Source organism: Paenarthrobacter sp. CC6, from assembly GCF_040560085.1.
Classification (GTDB): domain Bacteria; phylum Actinomycetota; class Actinomycetes; order Actinomycetales; family Micrococcaceae; genus Arthrobacter; species Arthrobacter nicotinovorans.
In genome coordinates this window covers 62,381-78,777 of record NZ_JARDAN010000020.1, presented here as the reverse complement: position 1 = coordinate 78,777, position 16,397 = coordinate 62,381, and the positions used below count along the sequence as shown (strand labels likewise).

At 64.1% G+C, this 16,397-nt stretch carries 15 protein-coding genes and 2 riboswitches; of the genes, 7 read left to right on the top strand and 8 right to left on the bottom strand.

Translation table 11 applies throughout. The features are described 5' to 3' along the window. Positions 1 to 2: 2 nt before the first annotated feature. Complete coding sequence (locus PV760_RS17885; protein ID WP_026267426.1) at positions 3 to 713, bottom strand: response regulator transcription factor; 711 nt, start codon at positions 711 to 713, stop codon at positions 3 to 5. A gap of 83 nt (positions 714 to 796) precedes the next feature. After that, positions 797 to 1,438: a LysE/ArgO family amino acid transporter gene (locus PV760_RS17880; RefSeq protein ID WP_354628369.1), complete on the bottom strand. Its 642-nt coding sequence runs from the start codon at positions 1,436 to 1,438 to the stop codon at positions 797 to 799. Positions 1,439 to 1,507: 69 nt separating this feature from the next. Between PV760_RS17880 and PV760_RS17875 the strand changes: the two genes are divergently transcribed. Both PV760_RS17875 and PV760_RS17870 read left to right on the top strand, forming a co-directional pair. Then, positions 1,508 to 2,431: a LysR family transcriptional regulator ArgP gene (locus PV760_RS17875; protein ID WP_039240008.1), complete on the top strand. Its 924-nt coding sequence runs from the start codon at positions 1,508 to 1,510 to the stop codon at positions 2,429 to 2,431. A 68-nt stretch (positions 2,432 to 2,499) separates the two neighbouring features. Beyond that, a complete protein-coding gene (locus PV760_RS17870; RefSeq protein WP_193590977.1) occupies positions 2,500 to 2,718 on the top strand; it encodes a hypothetical protein in 219 nt (72 codons plus the stop codon). A gap of 25 nt (positions 2,719 to 2,743) precedes the next feature. On the opposite strand, the gene PV760_RS17865 is transcribed toward PV760_RS17870, so the two are convergent. The 5 genes from PV760_RS17865 to PV760_RS17845 form a co-directional block, all read right to left on the bottom strand. Beyond that, positions 2,744 to 4,813: a multicopper oxidase family protein gene (locus PV760_RS17865; protein ID WP_354628368.1), complete on the bottom strand. Its 2,070-nt coding sequence runs from the start codon at positions 4,811 to 4,813 to the stop codon at positions 2,744 to 2,746. 12 nt (positions 4,814 to 4,825) lie between these two features. Next, entirely contained in the window at positions 4,826 to 5,299 is a 474-nt protein-coding gene (locus tag PV760_RS17860) for a hypothetical protein (RefSeq protein ID WP_018779565.1), read from the bottom strand. Between the two features lie 209 nt (positions 5,300 to 5,508). Beyond that, positions 5,509 to 7,167 carry a DNA repair helicase XPB gene (locus PV760_RS17855; RefSeq protein WP_018779566.1) on the bottom strand — a complete coding sequence of 553 codons (1,659 nt, stop codon included), beginning with the start codon at positions 7,165 to 7,167 and terminating at the stop codon, positions 5,509 to 5,511. A 94-nt stretch (positions 7,168 to 7,261) separates the two neighbouring features. After that, positions 7,262 to 9,727, bottom strand: coding sequence for a helicase-associated domain-containing protein (locus PV760_RS17850; RefSeq protein ID WP_354628367.1), 2,466 nt, complete (start codon positions 9,725 to 9,727; stop codon positions 7,262 to 7,264). A 54-nt stretch (positions 9,728 to 9,781) separates the two neighbouring features. Next, positions 9,782 to 9,997, bottom strand: coding sequence for a hypothetical protein (locus tag PV760_RS17845; RefSeq protein ID WP_055973402.1), 216 nt, complete (start codon positions 9,995 to 9,997; stop codon positions 9,782 to 9,784). A 224-nt stretch (positions 9,998 to 10,221) separates the two neighbouring features. Here PV760_RS17845 and PV760_RS17840 point away from each other — a divergent pair, with 224 nt between their 5' ends. From PV760_RS17840 to PV760_RS17830, 3 genes are read left to right on the top strand one after another with little or no spacing between them, the layout of a single operon-like run. Continuing rightward, positions 10,222 to 10,605 (top strand): cold-shock protein, encoded by a 384-nt coding sequence (locus PV760_RS17840; protein ID WP_011773749.1) that lies wholly within the window; start codon positions 10,222 to 10,224, stop codon positions 10,603 to 10,605. Between the two features lie 8 nt (positions 10,606 to 10,613). After that, the gene (locus PV760_RS17835; protein ID WP_039240013.1) at positions 10,614 to 11,234 is read left to right on the top strand and encodes a DUF3027 domain-containing protein; all 621 of its coding nucleotides are present in this window, start codon (positions 10,614 to 10,616) and stop codon (positions 11,232 to 11,234) included. A gap of 43 nt (positions 11,235 to 11,277) precedes the next feature. Beyond that, the gene (locus tag PV760_RS17830; protein ID WP_354628366.1) at positions 11,278 to 12,588 is read left to right on the top strand and encodes an MFS transporter; all 1,311 of its coding nucleotides are present in this window, start codon (positions 11,278 to 11,280) and stop codon (positions 12,586 to 12,588) included. A gap of 92 nt (positions 12,589 to 12,680) precedes the next feature. On the opposite strand, the gene serC is transcribed toward PV760_RS17830, so the two are convergent. Continuing rightward, positions 12,681 to 13,811: a phosphoserine transaminase gene (serC, locus tag PV760_RS17825; RefSeq protein WP_189076048.1), complete on the bottom strand. Its 1,131-nt coding sequence runs from the start codon at positions 13,809 to 13,811 to the stop codon at positions 12,681 to 12,683. Positions 13,812 to 14,113: 302 nt separating this feature from the next. On the opposite strand from serC, the gene PV760_RS17820 reads away from it, so the two are divergent. Then, positions 14,114 to 14,809, top strand: coding sequence for an iron-dependent transcriptional repressor DtxR (locus PV760_RS17820; RefSeq protein ID WP_018779572.1), 696 nt, complete (start codon positions 14,114 to 14,116; stop codon positions 14,807 to 14,809). Between the two features lie 195 nt (positions 14,810 to 15,004). Beyond that, positions 15,005 to 15,245, top strand: a riboswitch (cyclic di-AMP (ydaO/yuaA leader). A 4-nt stretch (positions 15,246 to 15,249) separates the two neighbouring features. Then, positions 15,250 to 16,086 carry a M23 family metallopeptidase gene (locus PV760_RS17815; RefSeq protein WP_018779573.1) on the top strand — a complete coding sequence of 279 codons (837 nt, stop codon included), beginning with the start codon at positions 15,250 to 15,252 and terminating at the stop codon, positions 16,084 to 16,086. Between the two features lie 145 nt (positions 16,087 to 16,231). Beyond that, positions 16,232 to 16,393, top strand: a riboswitch (cyclic di-AMP (ydaO/yuaA leader). Positions 16,394 to 16,397 lie beyond the last annotated feature (4 nt).

The following is a 16,397-nucleotide window of genomic DNA, read 5'->3' as shown; positions in this document are numbered from 1 at the left end:
GGTCAGCGCTTCTCTGCCGTTCGCAGCACGTAGCCCACGCCGCGCTTGGTCTGGATGAGGGCTGCGGCATCGGGATCGATGTCCACCTTGCGGCGAAGGTAGGAAATGTAGGACTCGACGATCGAGGCATCTCCGTTGAAGTCGTATTCCCACACGTGGTCAAGGATCTGGGCCTTGGACAACACGCGGTTGGGGTTGAGCATCAGGTAGCGGAGCAGCTTGAATTCGGTGGGGGACAGCTCGATCACGGTGCCGCCGCGGCGGACTTCGTGGGCGTCGTCGTCGAGTTCAAGATCGTCGACGCGGATGACGGCGTCATCGTCCTCCAGCGGCTGCGTGCGGCGGAGTACGGCGCGGATCCGGGCCACAACCTCGTCAAGGCTGAACGGTTTGGTGACGTAGTCATCGCCGCCCACCGTCAGGCCGGTGACCTTGTCTTCGGTGTCATCCTTCGCGGTCAGGAAAAGCACGGGGAAGTGCTTGCCGGCCGCGCGGAGACGGCGGGTGACGGTGAAACCGTCCATGTCCGGAAGCATGACGTCCAGGACCGCCAGGTCCGGGGCATGAAGGTCGGCGGCGGCGAGGGCTTCGCGACCGTTGGCCGCGGCCACCACCTCGAAGCCGGCGAAACGCAGAGACGTGGAAAGAAGCTCGCGAATGTTGGGCTCGTCGTCAACCACAAGGAGCTTGGCTTCAGGACCGTTCTTTTTCATGACACCCATAGTGCTCCCAGAAACTGGGAGTTCTCTGAATGCTGCATGTGAGCCCCCCAAGTGCCAACGGCGTGTCAGGTTGGTTATGCCTGCAGGACCAACCCGACTCCCAGCGCCACCATGGTCACGGCAATCCCGCCGTCCAGGAACCGCCAGGACAACGGACGGGCGAAGAAGCCGCGGAGGAACCTCGCACCGAATCCCAGGGAACAGAACCAGAGAATACTGCCCACCATGGCGCCGGCCCCGAACCACCACTGCAGGGGACTGCCTTGGGCGTTCGCCAGCGAGCCGATGAGGGCGATGTCCAGGTAGACGTGCGGATTGAGCCAGGTCAGTGCGAGGACGGTGGCTACCGCGGCCAGGGCGCCGCCCTTGCGGCCGGTACCACCGTTACCACTGGTGCTTTCGCCCATCGTCAACGACTGCGGCCGCATGGCGCGCCTGGCCGCCATCACGCCGTACGTCACCAAAAATGCGGCGCCTACATAGCGGAGGACGACGACGGCGGCAGGCGCTGCCGTCATCAGCGCACCTGTACCGAAGACTCCGGCCGCGATCAGGACGGCATCCGAAAGCGCACAGACAGCGACGATGGGGACGAGGTGTTCGCCTCTGATGCCTTGGCGCAGCACGAACGCATTCTGGGCGCCGATGGCAACAATGAGGGCAAGACCCGTGGCCAGGCCGAGGCCTGCGGAATGGAAGTAGTCAAGGGAAGTCACCCTCCCGAAGTTACGGCGGTCCCAAACCTAAGACCAGCTAAAGTTTCTGAATCTGCGTAAGCTGAGCTTATGAGCCAGTTTCCATCCGAACAGTTGCTGACCTTTGCCACTGTCCTCTCCGAGGGCACGTTGGAAGCGGCGGCGCGCATGCTTCACATCACGCCGTCGGCGGTGTCCCAAAGGCTGAAAGCACTGGAACAATCCACGGGCCGGGTACTGCTGCAACGCAGCAACCCTGCCCTGGCAACTGAAGCCGGCGAGGTCGTCCTGCGGCTGGCGCGGCAGGTGGGACAGCTGGAAGCCGACGCGGGCAAGGAACTGGGTCTGGATGGTGGCCAGCCCCAACTGGCCCTGCCGATCGTGGTCAACGCGGATTCTTTGGCGGTGTGGTTCCTGAAGGCGCTTGCCCAAGTGCCCGGCAGCCTCAACGTCACGTTCGATCTCCACCGTGACGACGAGCAGCACTCCACGTCGCTGCTCCGGTCAGGCACGGTCATGGCTGCTGTGACGGCCACGCCCGAGCCCGTCCAAGGCTGCCGCGTCGAAAGCCTCGGCATCATGCGGTACCTCCCCGTGGCCGCTCCGACGTTCGTGGAACGTTGGTTTCCGGGCCTTCCCATGGGCCTCGACGGCGCAGCACTCAATGCTGCGCCAACAGTGGACTTCGACCGCAAAGACACCTACCAATGGGCCTTCGTCCAGTCCGTGATCAACGCCGAGGGGCGGCCGGTTCCCGAGAGGAAAGGCCCGCGCCACTATGTGCCGGCATCCCAGGACTTTGGCGATGCGATCCGGCTGGGACTCGGCTGGGGTCTCATCCCGGAAGTCCAATGCGGTCCCGACATTGCGGACGGGCGGCTGATCGAGCTCGCTCCGGAGCAGCCATTCGATGTGCCGCTTTACTGGCAGCGGTGGCGCACGGCGTCCTCTGCACTGGACACGCTCAGCGAGACGGTCCGCCGGGTGTCGGCACAATACCTCCGCCAGTCCTGAAGACGCTAAATCCGAACACGCCCGCCGATGCTTCCAAAAATGTCGGTGCCCCGTTCCACACTTAAAACATGGCAAACACAGCAGCTCCAGTCAGCATCCATCACCTCACCGGTGAGGTCGAATTCCATGTCACCTACCTGGACACGGACGCCGGACGGGTCCGGCGTGAAGACTTCCAGGACCTCATGGAGGCAGAACGCTTCGCCAGTGCGCAGCTCCGCGACGCGGACTCCTGGGCCGTCATTGACCAAGTGGACACCACGCCCTCAAACCGGATGGTCGCCTGAACCCCTGGCAGGTCGCCTGAACGCCTTACTCGGGCCGGTTCCCGGCGTGGCCGCCGTGGACGAACGGTGATGACACGCCTTCGTATTTGAGCATCATCATCATGCCCTCGGCAGCATGATCCAGGTTGTGGCAGTGATCCATCCAAATTCCCGGGTTGTCGGCGTGCAGCAGTACTTCCCATACTTCGCCGGGCAGCACATCCACGGTGTCCAGGACCAGTGGTGAGCCGCTGGGTGCCACGCCGTTCCTGCTCAGGACCTGTACGTGATGACCGTGCGGATGCATCGGGTGGGGTTCGGCGGTCCTGTTCACCACCGTCACTTTCACGGTGTCACCCTCCGCCACCTCAATGGACGGCACCAGCGGGTACGCCGCCCCGTTCACAGTGAAGGCATACCGCGGGACACCATCCACAAAACGAAATTGCCGGTCCAGCACCACTACCTCTTCGCGGGTGACAGCAGAGGCAGGTGAACCGGACGCCTCTGTCGGAGTTCCGGCCAGCGTATTCCCGGCGGACAGTGGACTGCCATAATCCAAAAGGTCCAGCACAGGAGTGGTGGCAAAAACGCCTGACGGCGCCCGCCCTTGGGCCGTTGTGGGGAATCCGGGTGGGGCAATGACCACCACGGCGTCGGCTGCCGAATCCGAGCGCAGGGTGACGGGGGAGTCCGGCATGCTGAAAGCAACATCCACCCGGCCGCCCGCTCCCAGCCGCACCAACTTTCCCTTGATGTCCCCGGGCTCATTGACGTCGGTACCGTCCACGGCCACGGCCTTGAAGGACGTGCCTTCCACAAGGTAGCGCTGGGGCAAGGAATCGGTGTTCACCAGCCGCACCCGCACACTCGTCCCCGGGGCGGCCCGGTATTCGCTGCTGCGGTCTGAGGAGCCCAGCAACCCCAGACCGCTGAGGTCGTGCCCCGCCACCACGATATCCGTGTCAGCACGGACCTTCGCGGGATGGTGCACGACGAATGCGCCGTAGAGGCCCTTGCGGACCCCCTCGGCCGAATCCTGATGTGTGTGATACCAGTACGTACCGGCCTGTGCTGCGGTGAAGCGGTAGGTGGTGGACTGGCCAGGCATCACTGCGTCCTGTGTTGCGCCAGCCACTCCGTCCATGGCATTGGGGACGTCGTAGCCGTGCCAATGGACAGTCACACCGGCGGCGACATCCCGGTTCTTGAGAACCACCTCCACTACCTCGCCCAGCGTGGCTTCTATCATCGGGCCAGGAACGCTCCCGAAGGTCCAGGCTTCCGTGGTTCGTCCGGATGGCAGGGTCAGCTGCTCCACCCGGGCGGTTAGCTCGTAGTGCCGGACCACCGCATCTTTGGGTGTCTCACCCACGAGGCTGGTCACCGGCGTCGGGTCCGCGACCGTGGCGGCGCTGTTACCGCGGTGATGGCTTACAGCGGCGGCTATCGCCGCGCCATCGGCGGAGCGGCTCCCGAGCCATGCAAAGACTCCCGACCCCAACACTGTGCAAAGCATAAGGGCGGCCACGGCGGCCGACGCCGTCGTCGAACGTCTGCCGTGGGTTCGCGCGACGCCGGTGCCGGCCGGCTTTCCCAGGGCGATCCAGGCGATCAGCATTGTTCCGCCCACCATGAAGAGAAGTACTGCGATGCTCCACGGTGCGGGGAACGGTCCGAGGACCAGGACTAGAACCAGTGCGGCGGCAGCGGACGAGGCCGCCGCCACCATTGCCATCACCGCCCCTCGGCGGCTTCGCCCGAACCACCACCGGGCCCTGGCAGGTTTGGCGCCGGTGTTCCGCCTCCTCAGCAAGAACGGAACACCGGCCATCGCGGCCCAAGCCGCGGGGATGGCGGTCAGAGGCAGACTGATGATTATGCGTTCGCTGGCAAACCACCAACCGCCGGCCACCAAAGACGGAAGCAAGGCATAGCGTGACACCGTCACGATCACGGCAATACCCACCAACAGCAAAGCCAGGTCAATCCCGCGGCGCGGCCCCGGCTTGGGGTCAGTGCTTGAAACAACAGTCATCCACACGGCAGCCGTCCAGGCTGCGGCCGCGAGGATGGACAACACCAAATCCACCGCCAGCAGCTGCGAGGTATTCACAGCTGCCTTTGCTCAGGCTGCGCTGGAGGAGGCAGAAGCATCCGAAGCAGCAGCTTTCGGAGGCAACGGCTGCGGATTGAGGGCCGCTGCGCGTGCGCGGTTGAAGAGCCAGTAGGACATGAAGATCATCAGCACACCGGTGATCGGGTGGATGGAGACAACCCATGATCCGGCAGGGGTGATGAAGTCTTCCGAAGAACCGGTCAACATGCCGCCGATGATGAAAATGAACAGCTGGACCCAGGAAAGCAGGAAAATTCCGGCTGCCAGCCAGATTGTCCGGGCGCCCATCCGGGCGATGGCGGCCACAATGGCGGCGAGGAGCGCCGAGTAACGCAGCACATACTGGCCGTTCATCACGTGGAAGACACCAGCTTCGCGCTGGGCTTCAATGGTGTTCTGGAAGTGGAAGTATCCTGCGAAAAACAACTGCGCGAGTGCTGACAACAGGACGATTGCGGAAATGACCAGGAGGGCTTTACGCATGGGGAATCCTCTGGGGAAAACTTCTTTTCGGATTCTTCTAGGCCTTCGAACCGCCGGCTCCCTGGCTGCGGGCTACCCCCACCGCCGACGGCTGGCCGCCGGATTGCCTGGACCAGGGGCAACCACGTAGGGCGGAGAGCTTCACTAGGAATCGTAAATTCGCTGGAGGTGAATAGCAAGGGTCCTGAGGTACATTCCCGGAAGGGCCGCTACTGTTCCTGACCCACGTCCTTGCCGACGTCCTTCGAATCCATGATCCGGTAGGCGTAGCCCTGTTCGGCCAGGAACCGTTGGCGTTTGGCGGCAAAGTCCTGGTCGAGCGTATCCCTGGCCACCAGTGAGTAGAACCGGGCAGCCCTGCCGTCCTGCTTCGGACGCAGGAGGCGCCCCAGCCGCTGCGCCTCTTCCTGCCGGGAACCGAAGGAACCTGACACCTGGATGGCCACGGACGCTTCGGGGAGATCAATGGAGAAGTTGGCTACCTTGGAGACCACCAGGGTTTGGATCTCGCCTTTGCGGAAAGCATCAAAGAGTTTCTGGCGGGCCTTGACAGTGGTTTCGCCCTTGATCAGGGGCGCGTCCAGGCGCTCGGCAATTTCATCCAGCTGGTCGATGTACTGTCCGATCACCAGCAACTGCTCGCCCTTGTGGACGGCCACCAGGTCTTCCACCAGTTTGGTTTTGGTTTCGGAGGTAGCGCACAGGCGGTACTTGTCGGCATCGTCGGCCATGGCGTAGGCCACGCGTTCGTCGCGGGGGAGGTCCACCCGCACTTCGACGCAGTCCGCAGGTGCGATGTAACCCTGTGCTTCGATGTCCTTCCATGGCGCGTCGTACCGCTTGGGACCAATGAGGCTGAAGACTTCGCCTTCCCGGCCGTCCTCACGGACCAGCGTGGCGGTGAGGCCCAGACGACGGCGGGCCTGCAGATCCGCCGTCATGCGGAAGATCGGGGCAGGCAACAGGTGGACCTCGTCGTAGATGATGAGTCCCCAGTCGTGCCCATCCACGAGTTCCAGGTGCGGATACAGGCCCCCGCGCTTGGTTGTGAGGACCTGATAGGTGGCAATCGTGACGGGCCGGACTTCCTTGACGGAGCCGGAGTACTCACCGATTTCGTCTTCGGTGAGGGACGTCCGCTTGAGGAGTTCGTCCTTCCACTGCCGCGCCGAAACAGTGTTGGTCACCAGGATCAGGGTTGTTGTGGAGGACGTCGCCATGGCTGCCGCGCCCACCAGTGTCTTCCCGGCACCGCAGGGGAGCACGACGACGCCGCTGCCGCCGGCCCAGAAGTTCTCCGTGGCCAGCTTCTGGTACGGCCGCAACTGCCAGCCGCTCTCGTCCAGCATGATGAGGTGTGGCTGCCCGTCAACGTATCCAGCGAGGTCTTCGGCGGGCCAGCCCAGTTTGAGGAGCAACTGTTTCAGCTGTCCCCGCTGCGAGGAATGCACCACCACGGTTTCACCGTCGATCCGCGGCCCCAGCAGGGGTGCGATCTTCTTGGCGCGGATGACTTCCTCGAGTACCGGATAGTCGTCGGTGCGCATCACCAGGCCGTGTTGGGGGTCCTTCTCCAACCGCAGGCGGCCGTAGCGGGACATGGTTTCTTCAATGTCGATCAGTAGTGCGTGCGGCACGGGGAAGCGCGAGTACTTCAGCAGGGTATCGAGTACCTGCTCGGCGTCCAGGCCCGCAGCGCGTGCATTCCACAGGCCCAGTGGCGTGAGCCGGTAGCTGTGCATGTGTTCCGGGGCGCGCTCCAGTTCGGCGAAGGCCGCAATGGCGTGCCGGGCTTCGGTGGCGAGCTCGTGGTCGACTTCGAGCAGTATGGTTTTGTCACTTTGTACGATCAGGGGACCGTCGTTCACAGCTGAATCCTCACGTTCACAGTCTCGTCCTCACGTTCACAGCTGAATCCTCACTTGGCACCGTCAAAGCGCCGTTTGGCTGGCAGCGCTGTTTTCATGAACGCATTTCTCCGGCGGGTTCCACATCGATGATCCGGTGGATGGACAACACCCGTTCGGTGTCCTTGGCAGGATCGAACACCCTGACCCGTCCGCCGGAGACGGATACAGGAACAACGGTTTCGGTGTTGGCATTCCCCAGGCTGTCCACCACGTTCATGGTGACCGCCTGTTTGAGCCGGATCGCGGTTTGGAGCGTCTCCAGGCCTAGCTGCGTGGATGCCTCGCCCGTCGCCTCGGCCGGGACGCCGCGATGCTGACGTAGAACCGTCAGCTGCGCCTCGACGTCGTCGTCCGGGGGTGCGGTCCTGGGGGCGGTGTAGACAGGCCGCGCGCTGCCCGGCACCGCGGTGGTCCGCTTGAAACGCACGACGGCGGGTTCGGCCTCCTGCACGGCCGGCGAAAGTCCCAGCTCGCGCAGGACGCGGGCCGTTTCACGGGGGCTGGCCGAGGACGTGAGCACGGTGGGGGCGATGCGTACCAGGCTCAGCACGGAGGTCCTGGCTTCCTGGAGGAGATCGGAGATGGCGGTTTCGTCGTCACTTTGGATGAAGCTGGCACTGGTTCCGATCCGGAGGCGGCCGTGGCGGGAGGCTGTGTCCTGGATGAGGTACGCCAATGGCTGGGGTACCTCGGTGGCCGAGTGCTCGCGAAGGAAAGCCAACAGCGACTCCGCGTCCTGTCCGGCGTCGAGGGCCCTGCGGATGGTGATGGCAGAGAAACGGTAGATCGACGCCGGCCCCTGGCCTTCGGCGTCGGCCATCAGCAACAGCGTCTCGCTTAGCTCCGGAGCCAGGTAGCCCGGGGCGACGGCCGTCAGGTCGGCCTGCAGGAGGATGTGGTTGACGGCGGCCGGCAGATGCTCGCCGAGGATGGTGATGGCCTGCTCCGGCTGGGCATCGGCAATAGCTGAGCCCAGTTGCGTCAACGCCCCGGAACCCATCAAACCCAGCAGGGCGGCCTCTTCGAGGATGCCGCGGACCAGGGAGCTGAAACGGCGGGACATCCTCGGCTGAGCCCACTCGGCGCGTTGGAGTACGGCCCTGGCGTCCAGGACAGGTGCTTTGCCGTCGGGCGCGGCTGCCTCGACGGTCAGCTCGTTCAGGATTTCAAGGACACGACGCCGGACCACCGGGGCATCCGGCCGCTGGGCCTCTGCGGACAAGGCGTTGATGGTGGTGCCCGCTGCACCATGATGGGCCGTCGAGGACGAAGGGCCCGTCAACGGCTGCCCCACCAGCGAAGGGGCGCGCTCGCTGGCAAGCCAGGCATTGACCAGCCACAGCCATTGTTCCTGCCGGGGCAGACTGAGCCATTCCAGGGACGGCGGCTGGATCCACGTTGAACTGTCGACGTCCAGGCGCAGCAGGCCGGACAAGGCACACAGCTCCAGGAGAATCGCCGTTTCGTGCACACCCAGGCGGATCGACTCGGCAAGGCGACGCAGTTCCCGGACGCCCACGCCACCGCTCCGGAGCGTGGTGAGAGGCTGCTCCCGGACAGCGAACAGCAGCTCGTTGGCCAACCGCAGTGTTTCCGCGATGGCACCCATGGCCGCGTTGCGCCGCAGTGCCGCACTGGTGTGCCCCAACTCCGGAACCGGCGGGGAAAGAGTGAAGTCGTCAATGATGGCGCCGCCCCGGAGCGCAAGGCCCACGCTGTGGGGCAATTCGACGTGGCCGGCATCCAGGGGAACCAGCAGGCCGCGCGCCAGCAACCAGTCAATGGGCCCGACGTCGTGGCTTTCGTGCGTAACGGAAGCCCGCCGCTGTGCCTGGGGTACTGCGCCCATGGCCCAGCCGCCGAACTTGTTCAGCAGGCCAAGCGTCCGTTCGGGCGCTGACGAAAGGATGGCCCGCAGGTTCTCGGGAGTGGCCGTCCATCGCTGCAGGGCCAGGGCCGCATCCATGGGTGTGCTGGCCGGATGGATTCCCAGGCCGCTTTGGTGCAGCTCGGCGACCAACTGGACCACCCGCTGGGCGAAAGCGGGTTGCAACCGCACCAGTTCCGTGTAGCTCCTGCCCAGTCCAGCCGGGTAGATGCCGATCACGTCCTTGAGGCTGCCCACCGGAAGGTAGAAACGCTGGCGCGACGAGGTGGGCGGAGAACCCTGGGGCGGGTCAGCCCGGTGGATCAAGGCCAGCTCCTGCAGCTTTGCGAGGATCGGGTCCAAGGCCGAAAGAGTGGAACCGGCGATGACCTTCTTCAACCCTGCCGCCGAAACGCTGTGCCCGGTATCGGTGTTGGTACACAGATGGAGGGTTTCCAGGACCTGCATTTCCGGCTTGTTCAGGCGTTCAAGTGCCCGCTGCACACTGACGCGTGCGCTCGCCCTCGCAGCCAATGCCGCAAAGTCCGGCGCCATGGGGGAAATGAGATCAGGCCGCGCGGCAAACAAGGCCCGCAGCGAATTGTCGCTGCGCGCTTCCAGTTCCTTGCTGAGCGCGCGAATAAGGGACATCAATCCAACGTTACCGCCCCGCGGCAACTCGTGCCCGATCCTGGGCCGGCCGTCCTACTGCCGGCGGCGTTGCCGGACTGCGTCCAGCATCAGGACCATCGCGAGCGTGAAGGCCACAGGCAAACCATAAAGGGCAGTGGAGGTAACCCAAACGGGTGCCACGCCACCGTAATATGCCACTGCTATGACCACGGCAACAGCTGCCAGGGAAAAGGCGGCAATGGCGACGGCGGCAATCATAAGGGGGCGGCGGTAACCCGGGGAAGTCATGCCTTCAACGCTAGCAGCAGAGAGTCCGGGGCTGCGCGCCGCAGGAAATGAAGCCGCAGCTTGCCCGTGCATGGCCGACAAAGCGGGATTAGAGGGTCCGGCAGGATAACCTTGAAGGAACAGACCAACACGGACCGGACTGTCACCCTCGATCCCGCAGCTATCTGCGGATGCGGTAACGGCCCGGCGTGTCTCCCACAGCAAGAACGAAGAAGGTTGATTACGTGCCTACCGGCAAGGTCAAGTGGTATGACAAGGAAAAGGGCTTCGGCTTCCTCGCAGCTGAAGACGGCCAGGAAGTCTTCCTGCCCAAGACGTCCCTGCCTGCGGGCGTAACGGAGCTCAAGGCCGGTACCCGCGTGGAGTTCGGCGTCGCCGACGGCCGCCGCGGTGCCCAGGCACTGGGACTTCGCGTCCTGGAGAAGACTCCGTCGATTGCCAAGGCCAAGCGCATGAATGCCAGGGACCTCGCTCCGATGGTGCAGGATCTGGTCACCGTCCTGGACAACCTCTCCGGTTCGTTGTCCTCCGGCAAGTACCCCGATGGCAACAAGGCCAAGGCCATCAGCATGGCGCTGCGCAAGGTTGCCGACGAGCTGGAAGCCTAGGACCGGCCATGACCTCGGAATCCGCACAGGAAACAACGCCCGCACAGGATGTCCTGGATAACGCCGGGGCAGGTCCTCGTGGTGCCCAGGCTCCTGGCAACGGGGAAGCTCCCGCGCGGAAGCCCACGGCCACCAAGCCGCGTGCCGGTTTGCCCGTGTGGCGCACAGGCAAGCCGGACGCCTTCCTGGCAGCCGCCGTCGATACTGCCCGTGAGGCTGTGGAGGGCATCGCCAAACCGGGCGAGGTGGGCGCGCACCTTGGCGCCAAGTCCGAAGGTGACCGAGTGGTCACCCACCTGTTTGAGTCCAAGCTTGCCGGATACGGCGGCTGGCAGTGGTATGCCGTGGTGACCCGCAACTCGCGTTCCAAGATCGTCACTGTGAGTGAGCTCGGGCTGTTGCCTTCCGAGGATTCCATCCTGGCGCCGGAGTGGGTGCCTTGGGCCAAGCGTGTCCGGCCCGAGGACGAGACGCCCTTGGTGGAGGAGACAGAAAGTGACGTTTCCGAAGAGTCCGTGCAGGCTGCCGAAGACGAGGCAACCGGCCCGGCCGCCGAAGACGACGACGAACCGGACGAGTCCGGGGACGAAGACATCGCTGTGGACAGCGACGAAGCCGGGGCTGAATAAGCATTGCGGAAACACTGGGTGACTCAATGGATGGCGGACACTGATGTCCACGTTTAGGTCGCTCGGAATCCTCAACTACCGCATCTGGTTCTTCGGTGCGCTGATATCCAACATCGGGACCTGGATGCAGCGCACAGCCCAGGACTGGCTGGTGTTTGACCATCTGACAGCGCATGACGCCGGGGCGATGGGCATTACCTTGGCCCTGCAACTGGGGCCTCAACTGTTCCTTGCGCCCTGGGCGGGCCTGCTGGCTGACCGCTACAGCCGCCGCAAGCTGCTGTTCATGACGCTCATAGCCATGGCCTTGCTCAGTACCGGCCTGGGCATCCTGGTATTGCTGGGCGTGGCTGAGCTGTGGCACGTGTACATTTTCGCGTTGCTCCTGGGAATCGTGACTGCCCTGGACGCGCCGGTGCGCCAGACATTCGTCTCCGAGCTGGTTACCGACGACTACCTGTCCAATGCGGTGGCCCTCAACAGCGCTTCCTTCAACGTGGCACGCATGATCGGACCCGCGGTCTCGGGCGTGCTGACGGTGGTGGTGGGCCCCGGCTGGGTTTTCCTTATCAACACGGTCTCGTTCGTGGCCATGCTTGTGGCATTGAAGCTGATTCCGGTGTCGTCGCTTCGTGCCCAACCCCGTGCCGCCGCCGGGAAGGGACGAATCCGGGAAGGGCTGCGCTACGTGCGGAGCCGGCCCGATATCCAGGTGGTCCTGGTGGCCATTTTCATCGTGGGCACTTTCGGACTTAACTTCCCGCTGTTCATCGCAGCCATGGTGGGTACGCAGTTCGGCATGGATGCAGGCGCATTCGGGCTGCTGAACTCCGTCATGGCCATCGGCTCAGTGACCGGGGCGCTGCTGGCCGCGCGCCGTGGCCGGCCCCGCCTTAGGCTGATCTTCGCTGCAGCCGGTGGATTCGGCGTGGCAAGTGCCCTCGCAGCCCTGGCTCCCAACGCCGTGATGTTCGGGCTCGCCCTGGTCCCATGTGGCCTGTTCGCCTTGACCCTGATTACCAGCGCCAACGGTTACGTACAGTCCACCACCGAGGCAGTCATGCGTGGCCGCGTGATGTCCCTCTATATGGCTATTTTCATGGGCGGCACACCTATTGGCGCTCCGCTGGTGGGCTGGGTGGCCAATGTGGGCGGCCCCCGCTGGGCTGTCGGCGTCGCGGCCGTAGCCGGCGTCAGCACCGCCGTCGTGGGTTTGGTGTGGATCATCAGGGCCAAGCAGCTGCGCCTCCGCTTCGATCGCAGGGCCCGCGGCCTGCGGCATTTCCGGGTGGAGTCGCTGCTGTCCGGTCCGGTTACTGAGGATGGCGACGGCGGCCCTGGGCCGGTCCGCTAAGGCGCCTTGGGGGATTTAAACGTGGGGGATTTAAACGGGGGAGCCGCCCGGGCATGACCCAGGCGGCTCCGGTCGATCCTTTTTTGGGGGAGCTACTTCTTCAGTTCGCCCACCACGTAGTCGATGCTGGCGAGCAGGGCCGAGACGTCGTCCGGTTCAATGGCTACGAACGTGGCGATGCGCAGCTGGTTGCGGCCAAGCTTGCGATACGGCTCGGTGTCCACCACGCCGTTGGCCCGCAGGACCTTGGCGATGGCGGCGGCGTCAATCGAATCGTCGAAGTCGATCGTGGCGATGACGTTGGAGCGGTCTTCGGCGTTGGCGACAAACGGCGTCGCGTACTCGGAAGCTTCTGCCCATGAGTAGATGCGGTTGGCCGAATCTGCCGTGCGCTTGCTGGCGAAGTCCAGGCCGCCGTTGCTGTTCAGCCACTGCACCTGGGCATCCAGCGTTACCAGGGTGGAGAGCGACGGCGTGTTGTACGTCTGGTTCAGCTTGGAGTTGTCGATGGCTGTCTGGAGGTCCAGGAAGTCAGGGATCCAGCGGCCACTGGCTTTGATGCGGGCGGCCCGCTCCAACGCGGCGGGGGAGAAAAGACCGAGCCACAGGCCGCCGTCGGAGGCGAAGTTTTTCTGCGGCGCGAAGTAATAGACGTCCGACTCCGAGACGTCGACGTCCAGGCCGCCGGCGGCGGAGGTCGCGTCCACCAGGACCAGCGAACCTTCGTCGGCTCCCTGGACCCGCTTTACGGGAGCCGCGACGCCGGTGGAGGTTTCGTTCTGCGGCCACGCGTACACGTCAACGCCGGCTTCTGCCTGAGCGGCAGGACGGGTGCCGGGTTCGGATTTGATGATGGAGGACGCATCCAGGAAAGGTGCCTTGTTGGTGGCGGCGGCAAACTTGGAACCGAACTCGCCGAAGGAGAGGTGCTGGGCCTTCTTGTCCACCAGGCCGAACGCGGCGACGTCCCAGAACGCGGTGGAACCACCGACGCCGAGGACAACCTCGTAGCCGTCGGGGGCGCGGAAGAACTGGCTCAGGCCCTCCCGGACGGAACCCACCAGGTTCTTGACGGGAGCCTGCCGGTGGGAGGTGCCCAGGATGGTGGTGGCAGCGGCAGACAGGGCCTCGAGCTGTTCCGGGCGGACCTTGGACGGTCCAGCGCCGAAGCGTCCGTCTTTCGGCAGGAGGTCGGCGGGTATGGTGATGCTGTTGTCGCTCACGTGTGGCTCCAAAGGGTATCGGCTCAAGATGGGTCGTGGCAGGTGGCGTCAGCTGCCCCTTCGACACCCCAATTCTGCCTGACATGGCCCGCGCGCAGGAACCTGCCCCTGTCATAGTCCGCCACGTGGAACGCGGACGAACAAGATGCGACCGCAATGGGTCCGGAATTATCCGGAGTAATTCCAAATAAGCTAGGCTGGGGGTTGGCGTTCAAAGGGTGGCGGTGGCACCGCCCACCCCGGTATGGGACGCGGTACGGTGGAGATTACGCAAGAACTGCGTTCGAGGAGAGCTGAGCTGGATGACGGATCTGATCGATACCACTGAGATGTATCTTCGGACCATTTTGGAGCTTGAAGAAGAAAACATCGTGGCTCTCAGGGCCCGCATAGCCGAACGCCTGCGGCACTCCGGCCCCACGGTCTCCCAGACCATCGGCCGGATGGAGCGCGATGGCCTGGTGATTGTGTCCAACGACCGCCACCTGGAGCTGACCGAAGTCGGACGCAAGCGGGCCACCGAAGTCATGCGGAAGCACCGCCTGGCGGAGCGGCTCCTGGCCGATGTCATCGGACTCGACTGGGCGTACGTGCATGATGAAGCCTGCCGCTGGGAGCATGTGATGAGTGAGCGCGTGGAGCGCCGGCTCTATGAACTGCTTGAGCATCCCACCGAGTCACCTTACGGAAATCCGATTCCGGGACTGGAAGCACTGGGAGGCATGGCCGGAACACAGTTCCCCCGGATCGACGTGAACCTCCTGCAGGCCATGGACGGCTACGCCTCCGACTCCCGGGTGGTCGTCACGCGGCTGGCCGAGCCCATCCAGGTGGAGCCGGAACTGCTCACCCAGTTGGATGAGGGCGGAATCCGGCCCGGGGCGCCGGTCTCCCTCGAGCGCGTGGGCGAGTACATCTCCGTCCGGGTGCCCGGCATCGAAGGAGCCTTGGAGCTCCCGCCTGAAGTTGCAGCGCACGTCTTCGTGTCCCTCAACTGACAGCCTTCCGGTCCGACAACCCTCCCGGCAGTGTCAAACCTCACTTTGAGGGGCTTTGGCGCGCGTGTGACCTGCGGTTTTTCGAAATTGATGATAAGGGCCCGCCGCCGCAGGCGTCTTTCTGTTGATAACGAATTTATTACCAAGGGCCTTAATCCCCTATAGTTATCTACTAGCGCTGATACCAAAGCGTTACCTGATCCGGAGCCGAGCTCTGCCAGCGGATCGGGTGAACCATCACCACTGGCAGAGGCGGGGGAACCACAAGCGGCTGTCTAAAGAAGCAGCCTTGGGGTGAAGTCCGCAGCAGAAGTGCCCATTGATGCAAGTCCCTCCTTGGATACCTGTGTGCCGTGAGCGCTTCGTGCGGACCGGGTCTTTGAACTCTCTGACCCGAATCCGACAGCTAACTTCGCAGGCTTTTCAGAGAGGAACAGAGTTTGACATCGCAGAACGTCAGGGGCCGCCGCCGTGCGTCCGGCCCCGCTACTGAGCTGCGGCCAGCCCGCGTCGTAACGGAGATCCGGCCCCGCGACACCGAACGCCAGGTGCGCCGCCGTAAGAGCCCGTTGCGCCAGGTTGCCGACTTCGCCGCAGCAAGTGGCGTCGGGCAGAAGGCCGGAGTTGCGCTTGCCGCCACCGGACTTGCCCTGACTGTCGGCCTGCCGGCCACCAGCCCCGTCATGGCCACCTCGGAATCGGGACAGTCCGAATCTGCCCTGGCCGTTGGCGGCACTGTGGGAAGCCAGCCCGAGGTTTCCGCGGCAGCATCAGCCAAAATCGACTTCAGCCGCGCAGCTGTAGCCACCGCTGCGGACCCTGACGGAAAACTGAAGCAACTGCTCAGCGCCCAGTCGGCCGGCAGCATCCAGCGTGCTTCTTCCGTGGGCACCCTGGGCAGCCCCCTCGACACGCTCACCACCGCTTCCCCCTTCGGTTACCGCGTCAGCCCCCTCACGGGCGGCACCGGCGACTTCCACCGCGGCCAGGACTTCGTGGCCCAATGCGGAACTGCCGTGCATGCAGCTGCAGCAGGCAAAGTTACTTTTGCCGGGTGGCACGAGTACGGCGGAGGCAACCGCGTGGTTGTGGATCACGGCAACGGCCTGGAGACCACGTACAACCACCTGTCGTCCTTCAACGTCCAGGTGGGCCAGACGGTCAACCGCGGGGACACCGTAGCCCTGAGCGGCACCACAGGCGCCTCCACCGGCTGCCACCTCCACTTCGAAGTACAGGTCAACGGCGAGGTCGTTGACCCCATGGGCTGGCTCTAAGCCAGTTGATGGTGCTCTCTCGCATTGATGACAGGCCTCGTGACCTGAATGTGACATTCGCTTTCAATTGTTATAACCTTCAGAGCGCATCGGCTTTTTAGGGGGCCGGTGCACTTGAGTGGATTGCCTAGCTCTGCCACCACTCGAGGTCCGTTCGCAAAATCGTCTGGCAGGGGCGGGGGAACCACTTCTGGTCTTCGAATGAAGGCCTTGGGGTTAAGTCGCAAAGTTTCCCAGTGAAGCAGCGCGGCCGGATGACTCCCATCCGAATCCGACAGCTCACCTCGCAGGCATTGGGAGAGGCTACCTAC